The organism is Pseudomonas mandelii (genome assembly GCF_002251635.1).
Taxonomy (GTDB): Bacteria; Pseudomonadota; Gammaproteobacteria; order Pseudomonadales; family Pseudomonadaceae; genus Aquipseudomonas; species Aquipseudomonas mandelii_B.
Window position 1 is genome coordinate 1 of record NZ_NMOJ01000169.1, and the last position, 19,071, is coordinate 19,071.

19 protein-coding genes are annotated in these 19,071 nt (G+C 58.8%); 10 read left to right on the forward strand and 9 right to left on the reverse strand.

The genetic code is table 11. The features are described 5' to 3' along the window. Nucleotides 1-263 (reverse strand): hypothetical protein (locus tag B7L09_RS32165; protein ID WP_217902015.1); only part of this gene is annotated, 263 nt, incomplete at its 3' end. A gap of 81 nt (nt 264-344) precedes the next feature. Here B7L09_RS32165 and B7L09_RS21490 point away from each other — a divergent pair. The 3 genes from B7L09_RS21490 (at nt 345) to B7L09_RS21500 (ending at nt 3,021) form a co-directional block, all read left to right on the forward strand. Further along, nucleotides 345-1,787 carry a cytochrome ubiquinol oxidase subunit I gene (locus B7L09_RS21490; protein ID WP_094470537.1) on the forward strand — a complete coding sequence of 481 codons (1,443 nt, stop codon included), beginning with the start codon at nt 345-347 and terminating at the stop codon, nt 1,785-1,787. A gap of 1 nt (nt 1,788) precedes the next feature. Then, nucleotides 1,789-2,796 (forward strand): cytochrome d ubiquinol oxidase subunit II, encoded by a 1,008-nt coding sequence (gene cydB / locus B7L09_RS21495; protein ID WP_094470538.1) that lies wholly within the window; start codon nt 1,789-1,791, stop codon nt 2,794-2,796. Nucleotides 2,797-2,853: 57 nt separating this feature from the next. Beyond that, on the forward strand, nt 2,854-3,021 hold the full coding sequence (locus tag B7L09_RS21500) for a DUF2474 domain-containing protein (protein ID WP_094470553.1): 168 nt from the start codon (nt 2,854-2,856) through the stop codon (nt 3,019-3,021). Between the two features lie 80 nt (nt 3,022-3,101). On the opposite strand, the gene B7L09_RS21505 is transcribed toward B7L09_RS21500, so the two are convergent. Then, a complete protein-coding gene (locus B7L09_RS21505) occupies nt 3,102-4,226 on the reverse strand; it encodes a methyltransferase (protein ID WP_094470539.1) in 1,125 nt (374 codons plus the stop codon). A 188-nt stretch (nt 4,227-4,414) separates the two neighbouring features. Beyond that, nucleotides 4,415-5,125 (reverse strand): LuxR family transcriptional regulator, encoded by a 711-nt coding sequence (locus B7L09_RS21510; protein WP_094470540.1) that lies wholly within the window; start codon nt 5,123-5,125, stop codon nt 4,415-4,417. 346 nt (nt 5,126-5,471) lie between these two features. On the opposite strand from B7L09_RS21510, the gene B7L09_RS21515 reads away from it, so the two are divergent. Further along, a complete protein-coding gene (locus tag B7L09_RS21515; protein WP_094470541.1) occupies nt 5,472-6,248 on the forward strand; it encodes a ferredoxin--NADP reductase in 777 nt (258 codons plus the stop codon). A 51-nt stretch (nt 6,249-6,299) separates the two neighbouring features. On the opposite strand, the gene mscL is transcribed toward B7L09_RS21515, so the two are convergent. Then, nucleotides 6,300-6,707, reverse strand: a complete 408-nt coding sequence (mscL, locus tag B7L09_RS21520) for a large-conductance mechanosensitive channel protein MscL (RefSeq protein ID WP_094470542.1) — start codon at nt 6,705-6,707, stop codon at nt 6,300-6,302. A 286-nt stretch (nt 6,708-6,993) separates the two neighbouring features. Here mscL and B7L09_RS21525 point away from each other — a divergent pair, with 286 nt between their 5' ends. The 3 genes from B7L09_RS21525 to radA all read left to right on the forward strand — a co-directional run bounded on the left by B7L09_RS21525 (nt 6,994) and on the right by radA (nt 10,551). Then, nucleotides 6,994-8,535 carry a catalase gene (locus B7L09_RS21525; RefSeq protein ID WP_094470543.1) on the forward strand — a complete coding sequence of 514 codons (1,542 nt, stop codon included), beginning with the start codon at nt 6,994-6,996 and terminating at the stop codon, nt 8,533-8,535. Between the two features lie 60 nt (nt 8,536-8,595). After that, nucleotides 8,596-9,138 carry an ankyrin repeat domain-containing protein gene (locus tag B7L09_RS21530; RefSeq protein WP_094470544.1) on the forward strand — a complete coding sequence of 181 codons (543 nt, stop codon included), beginning with the start codon at nt 8,596-8,598 and terminating at the stop codon, nt 9,136-9,138. Between the two features lie 45 nt (nt 9,139-9,183). After that, entirely contained in the window at nt 9,184-10,551 is a 1,368-nt protein-coding gene (gene radA / locus B7L09_RS21535) for a DNA repair protein RadA (protein WP_094470545.1), read from the forward strand. 132 nt (nt 10,552-10,683) lie between these two features. Here the strand turns inward: radA and B7L09_RS21540 are convergent, their stop codons facing one another. Further along, on the reverse strand, nt 10,684-11,052 hold the full coding sequence (locus B7L09_RS21540; RefSeq protein WP_094470546.1) for a PilZ domain-containing protein: 369 nt from the start codon (nt 11,050-11,052) through the stop codon (nt 10,684-10,686). A 159-nt stretch (nt 11,053-11,211) separates the two neighbouring features. Here B7L09_RS21540 and B7L09_RS21545 point away from each other — a divergent pair, with 159 nt between their 5' ends. The 3 genes from B7L09_RS21545 (at nt 11,212) to yjiA (ending at nt 14,621) form a co-directional block, all read left to right on the forward strand. Beyond that, entirely contained in the window at nt 11,212-13,278 is a 2,067-nt protein-coding gene (locus tag B7L09_RS21545) for a carbon starvation CstA family protein (RefSeq protein WP_094470547.1), read from the forward strand. Between the two features lie 15 nt (nt 13,279-13,293). After that, nucleotides 13,294-13,491 (forward strand): YbdD/YjiX family protein, encoded by a 198-nt coding sequence (locus B7L09_RS21550; RefSeq protein ID WP_003176208.1) that lies wholly within the window; start codon nt 13,294-13,296, stop codon nt 13,489-13,491. A 161-nt stretch (nt 13,492-13,652) separates the two neighbouring features. Continuing rightward, the gene (gene yjiA, locus B7L09_RS21555; protein WP_094470548.1) at nt 13,653-14,621 is read left to right on the forward strand and encodes a GTPase; all 969 of its coding nucleotides are present in this window, start codon (nt 13,653-13,655) and stop codon (nt 14,619-14,621) included. A 94-nt stretch (nt 14,622-14,715) separates the two neighbouring features. On the opposite strand, the gene B7L09_RS21560 is transcribed toward yjiA, so the two are convergent. From B7L09_RS21560 to glyA, 4 genes are all read right to left on the reverse strand, one after another. Further along, entirely contained in the window at nt 14,716-15,399 is a 684-nt protein-coding gene (locus B7L09_RS21560; protein ID WP_094470549.1) for a GntR family transcriptional regulator, read from the reverse strand. A gap of 25 nt (nt 15,400-15,424) precedes the next feature. Continuing rightward, entirely contained in the window at nt 15,425-16,129 is a 705-nt protein-coding gene (locus tag B7L09_RS21565; protein WP_094470550.1) for a FadR/GntR family transcriptional regulator, read from the reverse strand. A gap of 67 nt (nt 16,130-16,196) precedes the next feature. Next, the gene (locus B7L09_RS21570) at nt 16,197-17,510 is read right to left on the reverse strand and encodes a C4-dicarboxylate transporter DctA (protein ID WP_094470551.1); all 1,314 of its coding nucleotides are present in this window, start codon (nt 17,508-17,510) and stop codon (nt 16,197-16,199) included. A 253-nt stretch (nt 17,511-17,763) separates the two neighbouring features. Continuing rightward, a complete protein-coding gene (gene glyA / locus B7L09_RS21580) occupies nt 17,764-19,017 on the reverse strand; it encodes a serine hydroxymethyltransferase (protein WP_094470552.1) in 1,254 nt (417 codons plus the stop codon). Nucleotides 19,018-19,071 lie beyond the last annotated feature (54 nt).

Here is a 19,071-nt window from a genome sequence, read left to right on the forward strand (position 1 = left end):
AACTTACGGCGGTTGCTCGGCCGAAACGGGGGCAAGCCTCCTCGCCACAGCAGGCTCGCCCCCACAGGTAATGTGTTGCTACTGATTGCCAAGCCTATGAGGCAACCTGTCACGCGGCAAAAGACCACACCGTCCATCGTCAAAAATGGGACTACTCTTTTAACCATTGCTTGATCCAGATCAAGACCCTTGTGGAAATGATCCGGCGGCCAGATGGCCAGACTCCCTACGTTGTGATGGTTGTAAAAAAAGAACGAATTCAAATTCGCCACACTCCATATCCGTGGGGGCAGTGGGTGCAGGCTCCCAGCCAGCAGCCGGTATTACCTGACAGAGGAAAACTTATGTTCGGTTTGGAGGCGCTAGATCTCGCCCGAATTCAATTCGCGTTCACCATCTCGTTCCACATCCTGTTCCCGGCGATCACCATCGGCCTGGCCAGTTACCTTGCGGTGCTCGAGGGCTTGTGGCTCAAGACTCACAACGACACCTACCGTGACCTCTACCATTTCTGGTCGAAGATCTTTGCCGTCAACTTCGGCATGGGTGTGGTCTCCGGGCTGGTCATGGCCTACCAGTTCGGCACCAACTGGAGCCGCTTCTCGGATTTCGCCGGTTCCGTGACCGGGCCGTTGCTGACCTATGAAGTGCTGACAGCCTTCTTCCTCGAGGCCGGTTTCCTCGGTGTGATGCTGTTCGGCTGGAACAAGGTCGGGCGCAAACTGCACTTCTTTGCCACGGTGATGGTGGCCGTCGGTACGNTGATCTCGACCTTCTGGATTCTCGCCTCCAACAGCTGGATGCAGACCCCGCAAGGTTTCGAAATCATCAATGGCCAGGTCATTCCCACCGACTGGTTCGCCGTGATCTTCAACCCGTCATTCCCCTACCGCCTGGCGCACATGGCCACGGCAGCGTTTGTGGCCACGGCGTTCTTCGTCGGTTCCTCGGCGGCCTGGCACTTGCTGCGCGGCAAGGACAACCCGGCGATCCGCACCATGTTGTCGATGGCCATGTGGATGGCATTGATCGTGGCGCCGATTCAGGCCGTCATCGGTGACTTCCATGGGCTCAACACGCTCAAGCACCAGCCGGCGAAAATCGCNGCGATTGAAGGTCACTGGGAAAATATCGGCAACGAGCCGACGCCGCTGATCCTGTTCGGCTGGCCCGACATGAAAGCCGAGAAGACCAAATACGCCGTCGAAATCCCGTACCTGGGCAGCCTGATCCTGACCCACTCCCTGGACAAGCAAGTGCCGGCGCTCAAGGATTTCCCGCCGCAAGACCGTCCCAACTCGACCATCGTGTTCTGGTCGTTCCGGGTCATGGTCGGCCTGGGTTTCCTGATGATCTTCACCGGTTTGTTCAGCCTGTGGCTGCGCCGGGGCGACAAGATGTATACCTCCAGGCCGTTCCTGTACCTGGCGTTGTGGATGGGCCCGTCCGGCCTGATCGCGATTCTCGCCGGCTGGTTCACCACCGAAATCGGTCGTCAACCGTGGGTGGTCTATGGCCTGATGCGCACGGCGGACGCGTCCTCCAATCACAGCTTCATGCAGATGAGCATCACGCTGATCCTGTTCGTGGTGGTGTATTTCGCGCTGTTCGGTGCCGGTCTGGGCTACATGATGCGCCTGGTGCGCAAAGGGCCGAAGATCGACGAAGGCAAGGAAACCAATGACGGTGGCCCTGGCCAGAAACGCACGCCGGCCCGTCCGCTTTCAGCGGCCGACGACGATGGTGCAGACGCTGACCACCGCCCTATCCAGCACAAGGGGAATTGAGATGGGTATTGATCTTCCGCTGATCTGGGCCGTGATCATCATCTTCGGCATCATGATGTACGTGGTCATGGACGGTTTCGACCTGGGTATCGGCATTCTCTTCCCGTTTATCCCGGGCAAAGTCGACCGTGACGTGATGATGAACACCGTCGCCCCGGTTTGGGACGGCAACGAAACCTGGCTGGTCCTGGGGGGCGCGGCGTTGTTCGGCGCGTTCCCGCTGGCCTATTCGGTGGTGTTGTCGGCGTTGTACCTGCCGCTGATCCTGATGCTGATCGGGCTGATCTTCCGGGGCGTGGCCTTCGAGTTCCGCTTCAAGGCCAAGGACNACAAGCGTCATCTGTGGGACAAGGCGTTTATCGGTGGTTCGATTGCTGCAACCTTCTTCCAGGGGGTGGCGCTGGGTGCATTCATCGATGGTTTGCCGGTGGTCAATCGCCAGTTTGCCGGTGGTTCACTGGACTGGCTGACACCGTTCACCCTGTTCTGCGGCCTCGCGCTGGTGGTGGCTTATGCGCTGCTCGGTTGCACCTGGCTGATCATGAAGACTGAAGGCAAGTTGCAGGAGCAGATGCACAACCTGGCGCGGCCGTTGGCCTTTGTGGTGTTGGCGGTGATCGGTATCGTCAGCCTGTGGACGCCGCTGGCGCATCCGGAAATCGCCTCGCGCTGGTTCACCCTGCCGAACCTGTTCTGGTTCCTGCCGGTGCCGATCCTGGTGCTGGTGACCATGTACGGTTTGATCCGCGCAGTGGCGCGTAATGCGCACTACACGCCGTTCCTGCTGACACTGGTACTGATCTTCCTCGGCTACAGCGGCCTGGGGATCAGCCTGTGGCCGAACATCATTCCACCGTCTGTCTCGATCTGGGACGCCGCCGCGCCGCCGCAAAGCCAGGGCTTCATGCTGGTGGGCACGCTGTTCATCATCCCGTTTATCCTGGGTTACACCTTCTGGAGCTACTACGTGTTCCGCGGCAAGGTGACCCACGAAGACGGTTATCACTAGCGCACACGACAATGGCGCAGGGCTTGAACCTGCGCCGTTTCAGAGGAGGTCAAGATGATGGCTGGCAAACATTCCCTGGAGGACATCAAGGCGGCAGAGAAAAAACCGCTTTGGCAGCGGCTCGGTTGGTTGGCCTTGATTTGGGTCGGTAGCGTGGGGGCCCTGTTTATCGTGGCCAGCCTGATGCGCATGTTCATGAACGCCGCAGGTCTGTCCACGCACTGAAACACCCGACATTCCCATCCCCGTTGCCTTGCGGCACGGATTCAAACCCTCCTGTCACGGAGGGTTTTTTTTACCTGCGATTATTTGCGGGCTTTGAGAATGACGAATTTCGGTGTAGCCGCCACTTGCTCGACGCCACGGAACAACCGCGCGAGCTTGCTGTGGTAACCGAGGTGACGGTTGCCGACGATGTACAACGCACCGCCAGTTACCAGGGCTTCGCGCGCCTGCTGGAACATCCGCCAGGCAAGAAAATCGCCGACGACTTGTTGCTGGTGGAACGGCGGGTTGCACAGCACCACGTCCAGGGATTGCGGCTCTTGCCCGGCCAGGCCATCGCCGGCGCGCACGATCACGTCACGATCACCCAATGCAGCGCGCCAGTTTTCGGCGGCCGATTGCACCGCCATGAATGACTCGTCCACCAGCGTGTAATGGGCTTCAGGATTTTGCAGAGCGCTGGCGATTGCCAGTACGCCGTTACCACAACCGAGATCGGCAACGCGCGCTGTACCGAGGTTCTGTGGCAAGTGTGGAAGAAATGCTCGAGTGCCAATGTCCAGTCCTTCGCGGCAGAACACATTGGCGTGGTTGAGCAGTTCGATCGCCGGTGTGTCGAGTTGATAGCGTGAAGGGTAGGGGGACACGGCTGGGCTCTTGGCTTCAGGCGTTGCGATCAGCAGTCGGGCTTTTTTCACCGCCAACGAGGCTTGCACCGGGCCGATGTAACGCTCCAGCAGATCACCGGCGGCGCGAGGCAGATGCTTGACCATCGCCGCAGCGATGACCTGGGCGCCTGGAGCCAGTTGNCCTTGCAGGCGAATCAGTTGCTCTTCCAGCAAGGCCAGGGTCTTCGGCACCCGGATCAACACACGGTCAAACGGCCCCGCAAACGCTTCGTTGGCCGGTACGCTCGGCACGGCATCGAAGGCCTGGCCGTTGCGGATCAGATTCTTTTCCAGGCCCTGGAAGGCCAGGAACGAGTCGCCGCTGGTGGTCACCACCACTTTTCCCGCCAGGCTCGCAGCCAACGCGCCGAAACTGTCGTTGAGCACCAGCACTCGGGTGTCCGCGGCCGGTTGCTGCTCGGCCAGATGATTGAGCAGGTACTCGTCTGCTGCGTCGAAAGCTTGCAGCGGTTCATTTTGCTGCTCTGGCTGACGGATCAGATCGAGTTGGGCGAAGGGCGTTTCGAGCAGGGGCATGAGGCGGGGCTCTGGGTAGTCAACGAGTGTGGTGTCCCGCTGCCTGAAGCGTTGTAGCGGGCGGGACCGTCCGAGTGGACTGCGACGTATTGGTTCACTCGTCATCACTCTGGAGGAGCCGCAAATGGTACGTTTTTTTCTTTTGGAATACTCGCAGGTTTTTCCTCATTGGTACTTGGGCGTATTGCTCAGATCATGCACGCCCTGGTTGCCGCGACCACTGCTGCGAGCTTGTTGTTGACGCCCAGTTTCTGGATTGCCCTGTGAATATGAAAATTTGCGGTGCGTTCAGTGATGCAGAGGATACGGCCTATTTCATAGGCGGTTTTGCCATCGGCTGACAGTTTCAATATCTCGATCTCGCGTACTGATAAATGAGGTTTGCAGCAATCCTTCACGCGATCGGGGAGTTTTTTAGCGACGAGCCCATGCAGATGGTTGCCGATGAAAATCATGTAACCCAGTTTTTCATAAAATTCATAGGTGGTGATGGGGATGTCGCTTCTTGCCAGGCTAAGCATGCTGCGCAGCCCGTTGTCGCCATGGAGCGATTGCGACCAGCCATACTGCAAACCCAGTTCTTTCTGTGCTTGCCACAGCGTTGGTGTCTTCGAGTAAACCTTCTCTTCCCATAGAATGGGCAATGTTGATTGATTGCAATGAGCCACTACCGGGTCAATTTCCCTGAAGTGGTTTTGTTCATATTCCGCGTTCCAGCCACTGGGGTAGTTATTGAAGTTCACTCTATCGAAGCGCGGGCCTCGTAAGTGAGAAGTGATTGAAAATGCACAAAAATTAAAGCCGAGGCTTTTGACGAAATCCAGTGATATCTCATAGGCAGGTTCAACGTCTCTCGCTTCAGCTATCTGTCTTAAACGTGATTCCTTCCACATTTCCATTGGCGTAACTCCCTGCGGGTATCTTGGGGGGTGCACATTGGATCCGAAATCCAGCACGTCACGAGTGTAGGAGTATTCCTACGAATAGGCTGCAATTTTTTTGCTCTTGAAAAGGTTGAAAAGTAAATAACTGGTTCTTAGTCTGGAATTAACAAAGTTATATGTTGTACCCAATACAACTATTGAATTTTTCTTTTGCACCCTTTGGTTAGTGTTAAAAGAGAGTCATTTACAACCGCATTAATAACCTCAGAACATGGGGTATTGTCTAAAGCCACTACAAATCACCGGTGTTTACATCACTCGCTTTGCGGGACACTGGGGCATCTGTTGAATGGAGCACCCCATGACCGCCAGCGCAGAAAAATTCACTCGCCAGACCCTGACCGACGTTCAGCCGTTGACCCCCAACCTGTTCACGCTGCGGGCCAGCAGAGATCCCGGCTTTCGTTTTCGGGCGGGGCAATTCGCCCGGCTGGGCGTGACCCGGGCCGATGGCAGTACGGTGTGGCGCGCCTATTCAATGGTCTCCTCGCCACACGACGAGTTTCTCGAGTTCTTTTCCATCGTTGTGCCCGGCGGGGAGTTCACCAGTGAACTGAGCCGGCTGCAGATTGGCGATACGCTGTTGGTCGACCGTCAGGCCTTTGGCTACCTGACGCTGGATCGTTTCGTCGACGGTCGTGATCTCTGGTTGTTATCCACAGGCACCGGCGTGGCGCCGTTTCTGTCGATCCTGCAGGACTTCGAGGCCTGGGAGAAATTCGAGCGGATCATCCTGGTCTACAGCGTAAGGGAAGCCCGCGAGCTGGCTTATCAGGCGCTGATCGCGGGGCTGGCGCAGCGCGACTATCTGGCCGAATACGCGCACAAATTGCAGTTCATCGCCACCGTCACGCGCGAGGAGCATCCCGGCGCCCTGAACGGGCGAATCACGACGTTGATAGAAAATGGCGAACTGGAGCGGGTGGCGGGGGTGCCGCTGACGGCCGAGCATTCGCGGGTCATGCTCTGCGGCAACCCTCAGATGATCGATGACACACGTAAGTTGCTCAAACAGCGGGACATGCACTTGAGCCTCAGTCGACGACCCGGCCAGGTGGCGGTGGAGAACTTCTGGTAAAAAAAACGGCGCCCCGAAGGCGCCGTTTCTATTTGCAAGCAGCCTTCAGGGCTAATTGTTCTGGGCCTTGAGCAGATCACGGATCTCGCTCAACAGCTCTTCTTCCTTGGTTGGAACCGGCGGCAGGGTTGGCGCAACGGCCTCTTCGCGTTTCAGACGGTTGATGGCCTTGACGCCCATGAAGATCGCGAAGGCGACGATGATGAAGTCGATCAGGCTCTGGATGAACTTACCGTAGGCCAGCACCACCGCCGGGACATCCCCGTTGGCTGCCTTGAGCGTAACGGCCAGGTCACTGAAGTCCACCCCACCGATCAACAGGCCGATTGGCGGCATNACCACGTCGCCTACAAACGAGGAAACAATCTTGCCGAAGGCGGCGCCGATGATGATACCGACGGCCATATCGACCACATTACCTTTGACCGCGAAGGCCTTGAACTCACTGATCACGCCCATAGGTTATTTCCTTGTTACAGATGAGGTTGGTGGAATGCAGTGTAAAGCAGCATTACGGCTCTTGCCCGAAACAGCTTCTTACAATGCTCGTGTTTATCGACACATGTGCCGCCAATTAGTTTGCAAAGTGCCACCAATCGCGCGCGAACTACGCGCTAACAGGCTGATTAGCCACATAATTTTCTGAATCATCGCATTACGTTCTTTCTATTTATGTTCTGCGGTCCGGGCCTCTAGCCTCTGGGCAGCGCACTTGGAGTGCGCCTTGAAAACAGAGGAACCTGATATGACTTCGACCATTGGCCTTGGGGCTTTCCCCTCTCGGTACACCCTCGGCGTATTAACCGCCAGCCTGCTGTCCTTCTCCGTCCACGCTTCGACCCTGACCCGAGACAACGGCGCTGCCGTGGGTGACAACCAGAACTCCCAAACGGCCGGTGCCAATGGCCCCGTGCTGCTGCAGGACGTGCAGCTTATTCAAAAACTGCAACGCTTTGACCGTGAGCGCATTCCCGAGCGCGTCGTGCATGCCCGCGGCACCGGTGCCCACGGCACCTTCACCGTGACGGATGACCTGAGTGACCTGACCAAGGCCAAGGTGTTTGCGGGTGGTCAGAGCACCCCGGTGTTTGTGCGTTTCTCGGCGGTCGTCCACGGCAACCATTCNCCAGAAACCCTGCGTGACCCGCGCGGCTTCGCCACCAAGTTCTACACCGCCGAAGGCAACTGGGACCTGGTAGGCAACAATTTCCCGACCTTTTTCATTCGTGATGCGATCAAATTTCCGGACATGGTCCACGCCTTCAAGCCGGACCCGCGTACCAACCTGGACGATGATGCCCGCCGCTTTGATTTCTTCTCGCATGTCCCGGAAGCCACTCGCACCTTGACGGAGTTGTATTCCAACTCCGGTACCCCCGCCAGTTATCGGGAAATGGACGGCAACGGCGTACATGCCTACAAGTTGATTAATGCCGAAGGTGCAATTCACTACGTGAAGTTTCACTGGAAAAGTTTGCAGGGGATTAATAACCTCGATCCAAAAGCGGTGACCAAAGTACAAGGCCAAGACTACAGTCATATGACTAATGATTTGGTGTCTCATATTAACAAGGGTGAGTTTCCGAAATGGGACTTGTACGTCCAGGTATTAAATCCTCAAGACGTGTACAAGTTTGATTTCGATACATTGGACGCAACCAAAATATGGCCCGGAGTTCCTGAGCGAAAAGTTGGACAAATGGTGTTGAACCGTAATCCTGCAAATGTCTTCCAGGAAACAGAACAAGTTGCCATGGCACCGGCCAATCTTGTTCCAGGCATCGAACCTTCCGAAGATCGCTTATTACAGGGGCGGGTGTTTTCTTATGCCGATACTCAACTGTATCGCCTGGGGGCCAATGCACTGCAATTGCCGATCAATGCACCCAAGGTCGCCGTGAACAACGGCAATCAGGATGGCGCGATGAACATCGGTCACAGCAGCAGCGGCGTGAATTATCAACCGAGCCGTTTGCTGCGTCGTGACGAGCCGCAAACCGCACGTTACAGCCAGTCGGCCCTGTCGGGCAGCACCCAGCAGGCGAAGATCCAGCGTGAGCAGAACTTCAAGCAGGCCGGNGACTTGTACCGCACCTACAGCAAGAAAGAGCGTCAGGACCTGATCGAAAACTTCGGCGGCTCGCTGGCGACGACTGATGATGAGAGCAAGCACATCATCCTGTCGTTCCTCTATAANGCCGACCCGGAATACGGGACGGGCGTGGCCAGGGTGGCCAAGGGTGATCTGGGCCGGGTCAAGGCGCTGGCGGCCAAGCTGGCGGACTGATCGCGTTTGCCTGAAAAAGCGGGGCCTCGGACGAGGTCCCGTCAGACCAAGGAGCTTGCCATGCGTTTTTGCCTATCGCTGTTTCTGGCGTGCGTGTCGTTCAGCGTATTCGGCGGGCCGGCTGAAGATCCCGCAGTGCTGAAGGTTCAACTGCAAAATTATTACTTCGACGCCGCCCGCCGTGGCGATGTGCCGATGCTCGATACCTTCATTGAGGCCAATTATTCCCTCGATACCCGCGACAGCAAGGGCTACACCGCGCTGATTCTTGCGGCCTATCACGGCCAGACAGCCGCCGTGGACCGTTTGCTCGCGGCCGGGGCCGATGCCTGCGCTCAGGATCAGCGCGGCAACACCGCCCTGATGGGTGCCATTTTCAAGGGCGAAATCCAGATCGCCAAAACCCTGTTGGCCGCCCATTGCAGCCCCGACCAACGTAACGGCGCTGGCCAGACGGCCGCGATGTACGCGGGACTGTTCAAGCGAGTCGAATTGCTGGATGAACTCAAGGCCAAGGGCGCCGACCTGAATGCCGAAGATCCGTTGGGCAACAGCGCCGCGCGTCTGGCCAACGGTGAAATCCGCACAGCGGCGCCGCGCTGATCCGCGTCAGCTGAGCTATCATCGCGGTTTTTNGGNGGAGNTCAAATGGCAAAGGCCAAGCGCATGTACGGCTGCACGGAGTGCGGCGCGACCTTTCCCAAGTGGGCCGGCCAATGCACCGAGTGCGGGGCCTGGAACACGCTGACCGAAACCATGGTCGAGAGCGGCGCCGCCGCAGCACCCAGCGGTCGCACCGGTTGGACCGGGCAACAGGCACAGATTAAGACCCTGGCCGAAGTCAGCGTCGAAGAGATTCCGCGCTTCTCCACCGCCTCCAGCGAACTCGATCGGGTGTTGGGCGGTGGCCTGGTGGATGGTTCGGTGGTGCTGATCGGTGGCGACCCCGGCATCGGTAAATCAACCATCCTGTTGCAAACCCTGTGCAGCATCGCCAGTCGCATGCCGGCGCTGTATGTCACCGGCGAAGAATCCCAGCAGCAAGTGGCCATGCGCGCCCGTCGCCTGGGCCTGCCCCAGGATCAACTGCGGGTAATGACCGAAACCTGCATCGAAAGCATCATCGCCACGGCCCGCATCGAAAAGCCCAAGGTCATGGTGATCGACTCGATCCAGACGATTTTCACCGAGCAGTTGCAGTCGGCACCGGGCGGCGTATCCCAGGTGCGTGAAAGCGCGGCGTTGCTGGTGCGGTATGCCAAGCAGAGCGGTACGGCGATCTTCCTGGTCGGCCATGTGACCAAAGAAGGCGCGCTGGCCGGGCCACGGGTGCTTGAGCATATGGTCGACACGGTGCTGTATTTCGAAGGCGAATCCGATGGCCGCTTGCGATTGCTGCGGGCGGTGAAAAACCGTTTCGGCGCTGTCAACGAATTGGGCGTGTTCGGCATGACCGACAAAGGCCTGAAAGAAGTCTCCAACCCGTCAGCGATTTTTCTGACCCGTGCGCAGGAAGAAGTACCGGGCAGTGTGGTCATGGCGACGTGGGAAGGCACTCGGCCAATGCTGGTGGAAGTGCAGGCGCTGGTGGATGACAGCCACCTGGCCAACCCGCGCCGGGTCACGCTGGGTCTGGATCAGAACCGCCTGGCGATGTTGCTCGCTGTGCTGCACCGTCACGGCGGGATTCCGACTCACGATCAGGACGTCTTCCTCAACGTGGTCGGCGGGGTGAAGGTGCTGGAAACGGCCTCCGACCTGGCGTTGATGGCCGCGGTCATGTCCAGTTTGCGCAATCGGCCGCTGCCCCATGACTTGTTGGTGTTCGGTGAAGTCGGCCTGTCGGGCGAGGTGCGCCCGGTGCCGAGTGGCCAGGAACGCTTGAAAGAAGCGGCCAAGCACGGTTTCAAGCGCGCAATTGTGCCCAAGGGCAATGCGCCGAAAGAATCGCCGCCGGGCTTGCAGGTTATTGCGGTCACCCGTCTGGAGCAGGCCCTCGACGCATTGTTCGAATAACCTTCCAGGTGGAACACAAACCTTGTGGGAGCGCGCTCGCTCGCGATGGCGGACTATCAGTAAACATCATCGTTGAATGCTAAACCGCCTTCGCGAGCAAGCCCGCTCCCACATCGGATTAGTGTTGGGTCTTTAGATTTCGATCAAAGCGCCCAATTCGCGCTCCAGTTCCTCGGGATCCCCCAGGTTGAACTCGATCAACCGCCGCAGGCGCTCAATCGATTCCAGGCTGATGTGTTTGCAGACGAACCCGAGTTGACCATGATCATCGTGGGTCAACATCACATCCATCTTGATCTCGACGTCTTCGTTTAGATGAATATCCACCAGGAAATGCCAATCCCGATTACCCAGCCACGGCTCGGGCTTCTCGATCAGCAGCCCCTTGAGTGAGAGGTCGATCAGCTTCACCGGCCAGATGAATTCCCCCTGGCTCAGCTCGGTTTTGGCATCGAACGCAATACGTTTGAAGCGGCGACGATCGGCAGGGTGCTCGCTCATGGCGCAATCCTCTAGATGTTCGCTGACTATAGACCCGCATTGTCGGAGCCTGCCAGTCAGGACAGTCTTCTAGACCAATGTCGGGGTATGGCCTTTGCCGTCAGGCGAGCTAAACTCGGGGTGGCTGTCTTTCTTGTCCACCCTGGCTGGAATATAAAAATGAAAAATAATAATAGCCTGCTACGCCACCTACCCTGGCTGCTGCTGGCAATCGTAGGAGCGTGCGCCCTGGGCGTAGTGGCCTTGCGCCGCGGCGAGGCGATCAACGCCTTGTGGATTGTGGTCGCTGCAGTGGCCATCTATCTGGTTGCGTACCGTTACTACAGTCTGTTCATCGCTAACAATGTGATGCAACTTGATCCACTGCGGGCCACCCCGGCAGTGCTCAATAATGATGGTCTGGACTACGTCCCCACCAACAAACACATCCTCTTTGGTCACCACTTCGCCGCCATCGCTGGCGCGGGGCCGCTGGTCGGCCCGGTATTGGCTGCACAGATGGGCTATCTGCCCGGTACGCTGTGGCTGATCGCCGGCGTGGTGCTGGCCGGTGCGGTTCAGGACTTCATGGTCCTGTTCNTGTCCACCCGTCGCAACGGCCGTTCCCTGGGGGACATGGTTCGCGAAGAGATGGGCCGCATTCCCGGGACCATCGCGCTGTTTGGCTGTTTCCTGATCATGATCATCATCCTCGCGGTGCTGGCGCTGATCGTGGTCAAGGCCCTGGCCGAGAGCCCTTGGGGCATCTTCACGGTGATGGCAACTATCCCGATCGCGATGTTCATGGGCGTGTATATGCGCTACATCCGCCCGGGCCGCATTGGTGAGATCTCGGTGATCGGCGTGCTGTTGCTGCTGGGTTCGATCTGGCTGGGCGGGCAGATTGCCGCTGANCCGGTCTGGGCCAAGGCGTTCAGCTTCACTGGCGTGCAGATTACGTGGATGCTGGTCGGATACGGTTTCGTGGCCGCCTCGCTGCCGGTGTGGCTGATCCTGGCACCACGGGACTACCTCTCCACCTTCCTCAAAATCGGCACCATCATCGCCCTGGCGATCGGCATCCTGGTCACCATGCCCGTGCTGAAAATGCCGGCACTGACCCAATTCATCGACGGCACCGGCCCGGTGTGGAAGGGCGGCCTGTTCCCGTTCCTGTTCATCACCATTGCCTGTGGCGCGGTCTCGGGTTTCCATGCGCTGATTTCCTCGGGCACCACGCCCAAGCTGCTGGATAACGAAGTCAACGCCCGTTACATCGGCTACGGCGCGATGCTGATGGAGTCGTTCGTTGCCATCATGGCCATGGTTGCTGCTTCGGTGATCGAGCCGGGCGTGTACTTCGCCATGAACAGCCCGGCTGCCGTGGTCGGTGCGGATGTGGTGACTGTGGCACAAACCGTCAGCAGCTGGGGCTTTGCGATTACCCCGGAAGCCTTGACGGCGGTGGCGCATGACATCGGCGAAACCACCATCCTGGCGCGTGCCGGCGGTGCGCCGACGCTTGCGGTGGGTATCGCGCAGATCCTGCACAGTGTGCTGCCGGGTGAAAACACCATGGCATTCTGGTACCACTTNGCGATCCTGTTCGAAGCGCTGTTCATTTTGACGGCCGTTGATGCCGGCACCCGTGCCGGGCGTTTCATGCTGCAGGACTTGCTCGGTTCCTTCGTGCCGGCGCTGAAACGCACCGAATCCTGGACCGCCAACCTGATCGCAACCGCCGGTTGCGTGGCGATGTGGGGCTGGTTGCTGTACCAGGGCGTGATCGATCCACTGGGCGGCATCAACACCTTGTGGCCGTTGTTCGGTATCTCCAACCAGATGCTGGCCGGTATTGCGCTGATGCTCGCCACCGTTGTGCTGATCAAAATGAAACGCCAACGCTACATCTGGGTGACCATGTTGCCGGCTGTCTGGCTGCTGATCTGCACCGTCACCGCCGGTTTCATCAAGCTGTTCGACGCCAACCCGGCGATCGGCTTCCTGTCGCTGGCGAAAAAATACAGCGATGCGCTGGCCAACGGCCAGATCCTCGCCCCGGCCAAGGACATCACTCAGATGCAGCACGTGATCTTCAACGCTTACACCAACGCAACGCTGACGGCGCTGTTCCTGTTCGTGGTCTTCAGCATCCTGTTCTATGCGCTCAAAGTCGGCGTCGCCGCTTGGGGCAACAAAGAGCGTACGGATAAAGAAGCCCCGTTCCAGGCCGTACCGGACGCGTAATCGAGGATTGCAACCATGTTCAATGACATCAGTCGCCTCGGTAAATACCTCGGTCAGGCCGCGCGCCTGATGGTCGGCATGCCCGACTACGATACGTACGTCGAGCATATGCAAACCAAGCACCCGGACAAACCGATGATGGACTACAAGGCGTTCTTTCGGGAACGCCAGGAAGCCCGTTACGGTGGCAAGGGTGGGCCGAAGTGCTGTTGATGCAACAGTCGGCTTGATGCAATCCCTGTGGGAGCGGGCTTGCCCGCGATGACGGACTATCAGTCAACATTGATGTTGAATGGTAAATCGCTATCGCGGGCAAGCCCGCTCCCACATTTGTTTTGTGTTGCTTTTTAATTTTGTGAAACAGGAGACTCCAGTTGTCCTCTCCCATCCCGGTAACCATCCTCAGCGGCTTCCTCGGCGCCGGCAAAACCACCTTGCTGCGCCACCTGCTTAAAGCCGAGCACGGCCTTAAAATCGCCGTGATCGAAAACGAATTCAGTGACGCCGGTATCGACACCCAGCTGCTGGGCGCCAAACCGGTGCAAGTCATGACCCTGTCCAACGGCTGTGTGTGCTGCACCATCCACACCGACCTGACCAAAGCCCTGTACCTGCTGCTTGAACGCCTGGACAGCGGCGAGATTGCCTTCGACCGGCTGGTGATCGAGTGCACCGGCCTGGCNGATCCGGCGCCNGTGGCGCANACCTTTTTCATCGATGAAGAGCTGCGCGAGCGTTACATCCTCGACGGCATCATCACCCTGGTGGATGCGGCGCACGCCGAGCATCACCTGACCCAGACCATCGCCCAGGCCCAGATCGGTTTCGCCGACCGCTTGCTGGTGAGCAAGCGCGACCTGGTGGACGAAGCGACGTTTACCGCACTGAGCGAACGCCTGACCCGCATCAACCGTCGCGCGCCGATTCGTGTGGTCGAACACGGCAAGATCGACCTGGCCGAATTGCTCGACGTGCGCGGTTTCAACCTGAATGCCGACCTCGGCGGCGTCAGCCTGCGCCCGGTGGCCAAGGCGCCCTCCATCGACCGGATCTCCAGCCTGGTGCTGCGCACCGACAAGCCGCTGGATATCGACAAGCTCAGCGAGTTCATGAACGAGCTGCTGGAAGACCATGGCAAGCAATTGCTGCGCTACAAAGGTGTGTTGAGCATCGTTGGTGAGCCGCGTCGGATGGTGTTTCAGGGCGTGTTGAAGTTATACGGATTCGATTGGGATACCGAATGGGCGGACGACGAGGCGCGGGAAAGCGTCATCGTGTTCATTGCCGATGATTTGCCGGAAGAGAAGATTCGGGAAGGGTTTGCGCGGGTGGCTGCGGACTAGAATTATCGGCGCCTGTCATGCCGTCATCGCGGGCAAGCCCGCTCCCACAGGTTTTTCGGGTGAGGAANGGAGCGGGCTTGCCCGCGATGGCGATTTACCCGGCAACACGATTCTGGCCTGAACTCGATTCAGAGTTCAGTAAGGCCTCTTCAAGAAAATCCAAGTGCCGGCTCAGCAATGCCTCTGCAGCCATGGCATCTCCACGCTCCACCGCATGGATAATGTCCTCATGCCACCCGCAATAACCCTCCGCCGGCGCATCAAACTGCGCAATCGCCAGTGAAGTCAGCGGCACCAGGCTACCCAGAAAATGCGCCAACGGGGCATTCCCCGCCATTTCCGCCAACTGCAAATGAAACTCCCCGGCCAACCGGATCGCCGTGCCACGCGCGGTACAGTGGCGCTCGCTCTCGATCAGGGCATGCAGGCGGTTCAAGTCTTGCGCACGAGGTTGCTGGCAGGCGAGCCGCACCAAGGTGGTCTCGGTCAGCCGCCGGGCATGCAGTGTCTGCCGGGTCTGCTCGGCATCAAGCGCGGCGATGCGGGGTCGATGGTTTGCCCGTAGGACGATGATTTGCTGATGAGACAGGCGCGTCAGCACGCCACGAATGTCACTGCGTCGAACGCTGAACATCTGCGCCAGGCTTTCTTCGGTAAAGCGGCTGGACGCAGTGAGGCGCTGTTCGAGAATGGCGTCGAAGATCCGCGAATAGAGATCGTCCGCCCGCGCTGGAAAGGGCAGGGCAGTGAGTGTTTGCGGTGAGGCGAAGCTATTCATGGCCTGTCTCCAGTTCGAAGCAGTTTTAACTGCCGAGGTTGTCGTCCGGGATATTCAACTCGATGCCCATCCGCTGGCCTTCCCGAAGGATGTGCCGACGCATCTCGGCACTGGCCTGGGCGCTGTTTTTACTGCGAATCGCGCGCACCACGGCTTCGTTCTCTTCAAGGCGCTCAGCCAGGTGCTCGGGGGAGTTGCGCAGCACCTCGGCGCTTTGCTTGAGGGCATTGCTGGTCTGCTGCACCACGCTCTGGAAAATCGGGTTCGAGGTCAGCGTGAACAGTTCTTCGTGGAANGCGATGTAGGCGTTCACCCCGGCCTCGGNGTCGTTGGCTTCCAGCGCTTCGCGCATGTCCATCAGGGTCAGGCGCAGTTGCCCGACTTCCTTGCTGCTGATCGACTGCGCGACCAGGCCGACGATAAACGGCTCGAGGGTGTAGCGCAGTTGCAGCACGTCTTCCAGGCTGGCGCCGGCCAGCGCGCTGTCGTGGCTTTGGCTGTCGCTGAGATGGGCGTCCAGCACCACCACGCCTTTGCCAGGCATCGAGCGCACCAGGCCAAGGGTTTCCAGCACGATCACGGCTTCACGCAGGCTCGGGCGACTGATGCCCATCTGCTCGGCCAGTTCGCGCTGGCCGGGCAGCATTTCGCCGGAGCGCCACTGACCACGGGCCAAAGCGGCCCGGAGTTTTTCTACTACTGAATTCACAACGGTCGACGAGGTGATCACTGTTCGCTCCATGAGCTTCCAAAACGGTTGTTGACCGTGCCTGCCCGCAGGCAGGCACGGCGATTATTCAGAATTCCTGCTGATGCGCCGGGGCCACAGGTTTTCTCGGCTGGAAGGTATAACCCACTTGTCCGGAAAGCACTTTGTTCGCCCGTTGAATATCGATGTCTTTTTCCCAGCGTGCAATGGCCACGGTGGCGACACAGTTGCCGATCAGGTTGGTCAGCGCGCGGCCGATGCCCATGAACCAGTCCACCGCCAGCACCAGCACCAGGCCCACCACCGGAATCGCCGGAATGGCCGTGAGGGTCGCCGCCAGAATCACCAGCGCCGAGCCTGGAATCCCGTGGGCACCTTTGGAGGTGATCAGCGACACCAGCAAAATGGTCAACAGGTCGGTCATCGACAACGGCGTGCCGGTGGCATTGGCGATAAACACGATGGCCAGGGTCAGGTAGATCGAGAAACCGTCGAGGTTGAACGAGTAGCCGGTTGGAATCACCAGGCCGACCGTCGAGCTGCCGATGCCCAGGTGTTCAAGTTTGCGCATGATCTGTGGCAGCACGGCGTCGGACGACGCGGTGCCCATCACGATCAGCAGCTCTTCGCGCAGGTACTTGAGCAGNGGCCACATCCGCAGGCCGGACAAACGCATTGCCAGGCCAAGCACCAGCNNCACNAAGGCCAAGCAGGTCAGGTAGAACAAGCCCACCAGGCTGCCCAGGTGTTGCAGCGAATCCAGGCCATAAGTGCTGGTGGTGAAGGCGATGGCACCGAACACGCCGATGGGCGCCAGGCGTACGATCATGCCCATGATGCGGAAGATGACATGGCTCAGTTCATTGATCAGCCGCGAGATGCCGGAAGCGGCTTCACCTACCAGGTTCAGCGCACTGCCGAACAACACCGAAAACAGCAGCACTTGCAGGATGTTGTTCTCCGCGAAGGCGCCGATGACCGAGGTCGGGATCAGGTTCATCAGGAACTGGGAGGTGGTTTGCATGTGCTGACCGCGCTGGGCGATGTCGCCCATGTCGGCAGCGGAAAGCTGATCCAGATGAATGTTCGCGCCGCTGCCGATGCCGGTGGTGAACGCGAACACCAGACCGATCACCAGGGCGATGGTGGTCAGGATTTCGAAATAGATCACCGATTTCAGGCCGATGCGTCCGACCTTTTTCAAGTCGCCGGCGCCGGAAATACCGCTGACCACTACGCAAAACACGATCAGGCCAATCAGCATCTTGATCAGCTTGATAAAGCCGTCACCCAAGGGTTTGAGTTGCGAGGAGAATTCGGGAAGGGCCAGGCCGCAGACGATGCCGAGCATCAGGCCAATCACGACTTGGAGGAAGATTGAACGCGAGCACCATCTGAGCATGGGAGGAATCCTGGTCGGTGTCCTGGCTGCCGTGCGCTTGAGTGAGCGCATCAGATTCAGGACTTAATTATTGTGGTCTTACCGGTATGTCCAGTGCAGGCGCAGTCTAGGCGCTGTTTTTGGGATATCGCAAGCGGAAATTGTGTGATTGGCATGGCCGGTCTGACCAGTGGTGCTNGCTCCTACAAATCCAAGGCGAAAAAAAACCGGCCATCACTGGCCGGTTTTTTAGTGCTGCGGTTCAGCGGTGCAATTAAGCGCCGTACACCGGCAGCTTCTTGCAGATGGCCTTGACCTTCTCACGAACCGCGTCGATCACGGCTTCGTTGTTCAGGTCAGCCAGGATGTCGCAGATCCAGCCGGCCAGTTCCTTGCACTCTGCTTCCTTGAAGCCACGAGTGGTCACAGCCGGAGTACCGAAGCGCAGGCCAGAGGTGACGAACGGGGAGCGTGGGTCGTTTGGCACGGAGTTCTTGTTCACGGTGATGAACGCTTTGCCCAGAGCGGCGTCGGCGTCTTTACCGGAGATGTCCTGCTTGATCAGCGACAGCAGGAACAGGTGGTTCTTGGTACCGCCGGACACCACGTCGAAACCGCGCTGGATGAACACTTCGGCCATGGCCTGAGCGTTTTTCACCACTTGTTCCTGGTAAGTCTTGAACTCAGGCTGCAGGGCTTCTTTGAAGCAGATCGCTTTAGCCGCGATCACGTGCTCCAGCGGGCCACCTTGGGCGCCTGGGAATACCGCGGAGTTCAGCTTCTTCTCGATCTCGGCGTTGGCGCGAGCCAGGATCAGGCCGCCACGTGGACCGCGCAGGGTCTTGTGCGTGGTGGTGGTCACGACGTCAGCGAAAGGCACCGGGTTCGGGTAGACGCCTGCGGCGACCAGACCGGCTACGTGAGCCATGTCGACGAACAGGTAAGCGCCGACTTTGTCAGCGATTTCGCGGAAACGCGGGAAGTCCAGGATCTGCGAGTAGGCAGAGAAACCAGCCACGATCATTTTTGGCTTGTGTTCAACTGCCAGACGCTCGACTTCGTCGTAGTCGATCAGGCCGTTGGCATCGATACCGTATTGAACGGCGTTGTACAGCTTGCCGGAGGAGGAAACGCTGGCGCCGTGGGTCAGGTGACCACCGTGGGCCAGGCTCATGCCCAGGATGGTGTCGCCGCCTTGCAGCAGGGCCAGGTACACGGCGCTGTTGGCTTGGGAGCCGGCGTGTGGCTGGACGTTGGCGTAATCGGCGCCGAACAGTTCCTTGGCGCGATCGATGGCCAGTTGCTCAACCACGTCGACGTACTCGCAACCGCCGTAGTAGCGCTTGCCTGGGTAGCCTTCGGCGTACTTGTTGGTCAGAACCGAACCTTGAGCCTCCATAACCGCAGGGCTGGTGTAGTTTTCCGAAGCGATCAGCTCAATGTGCTCTTCCTGGCGCACGGCTTCTTGCTCCATGGCGGCAAAGAGATCGGCGTCGTACTTGGCAATAGTCAAATCACGGCTGAACATGGCGGTCCTCAAGGATCGGGGGCAGAAAAGGAGGGCATTCTAACCCAAGCGCTT

Coding starts and splice junctions, on each gene's coding strand:
- B7L09_RS21500 (WP_094470553.1), top strand. CDS start 2,854: ATGGCTGGCAAACATTCCCTGGAGGACATCAAGGCGGCAGAGAAAAAA.
- B7L09_RS21510 (WP_094470540.1), bottom strand. CDS start 5,125: ATGGAAATGTGGAAGGAATCACGTTTAAGACAGATAGCTGAAGCGAGA.
- B7L09_RS21515 (WP_094470541.1), top strand. CDS start 5,472: ATGACCGCCAGCGCAGAAAAATTCACTCGCCAGACCCTGACCGACGTT.
- B7L09_RS21530 (WP_094470544.1), top strand. CDS start 8,596: ATGCGTTTTTGCCTATCGCTGTTTCTGGCGTGCGTGTCGTTCAGCGTA.
- radA (WP_094470545.1), top strand. CDS start 9,184: ATGGCAAAGGCCAAGCGCATGTACGGCTGCACGGAGTGCGGCGCGACC.
- B7L09_RS21540 (WP_094470546.1), bottom strand. CDS start 11,052: ATGAGCGAGCACCCTGCCGATCGTCGCCGCTTCAAACGTATTGCGTTC.
- B7L09_RS21550 (WP_003176208.1), top strand. CDS start 13,294: ATGTTCAATGACATCAGTCGCCTCGGTAAATACCTCGGTCAGGCCGCG.
- B7L09_RS21560 (WP_094470549.1), bottom strand. CDS start 15,399: ATGAATAGCTTCGCCTCACCGCAAACACTCACTGCCCTGCCCTTTCCA.
- glyA (WP_094470552.1), bottom strand. CDS start 19,017: ATGTTCAGCCGTGATTTGACTATTGCCAAGTACGACGCCGATCTCTTT.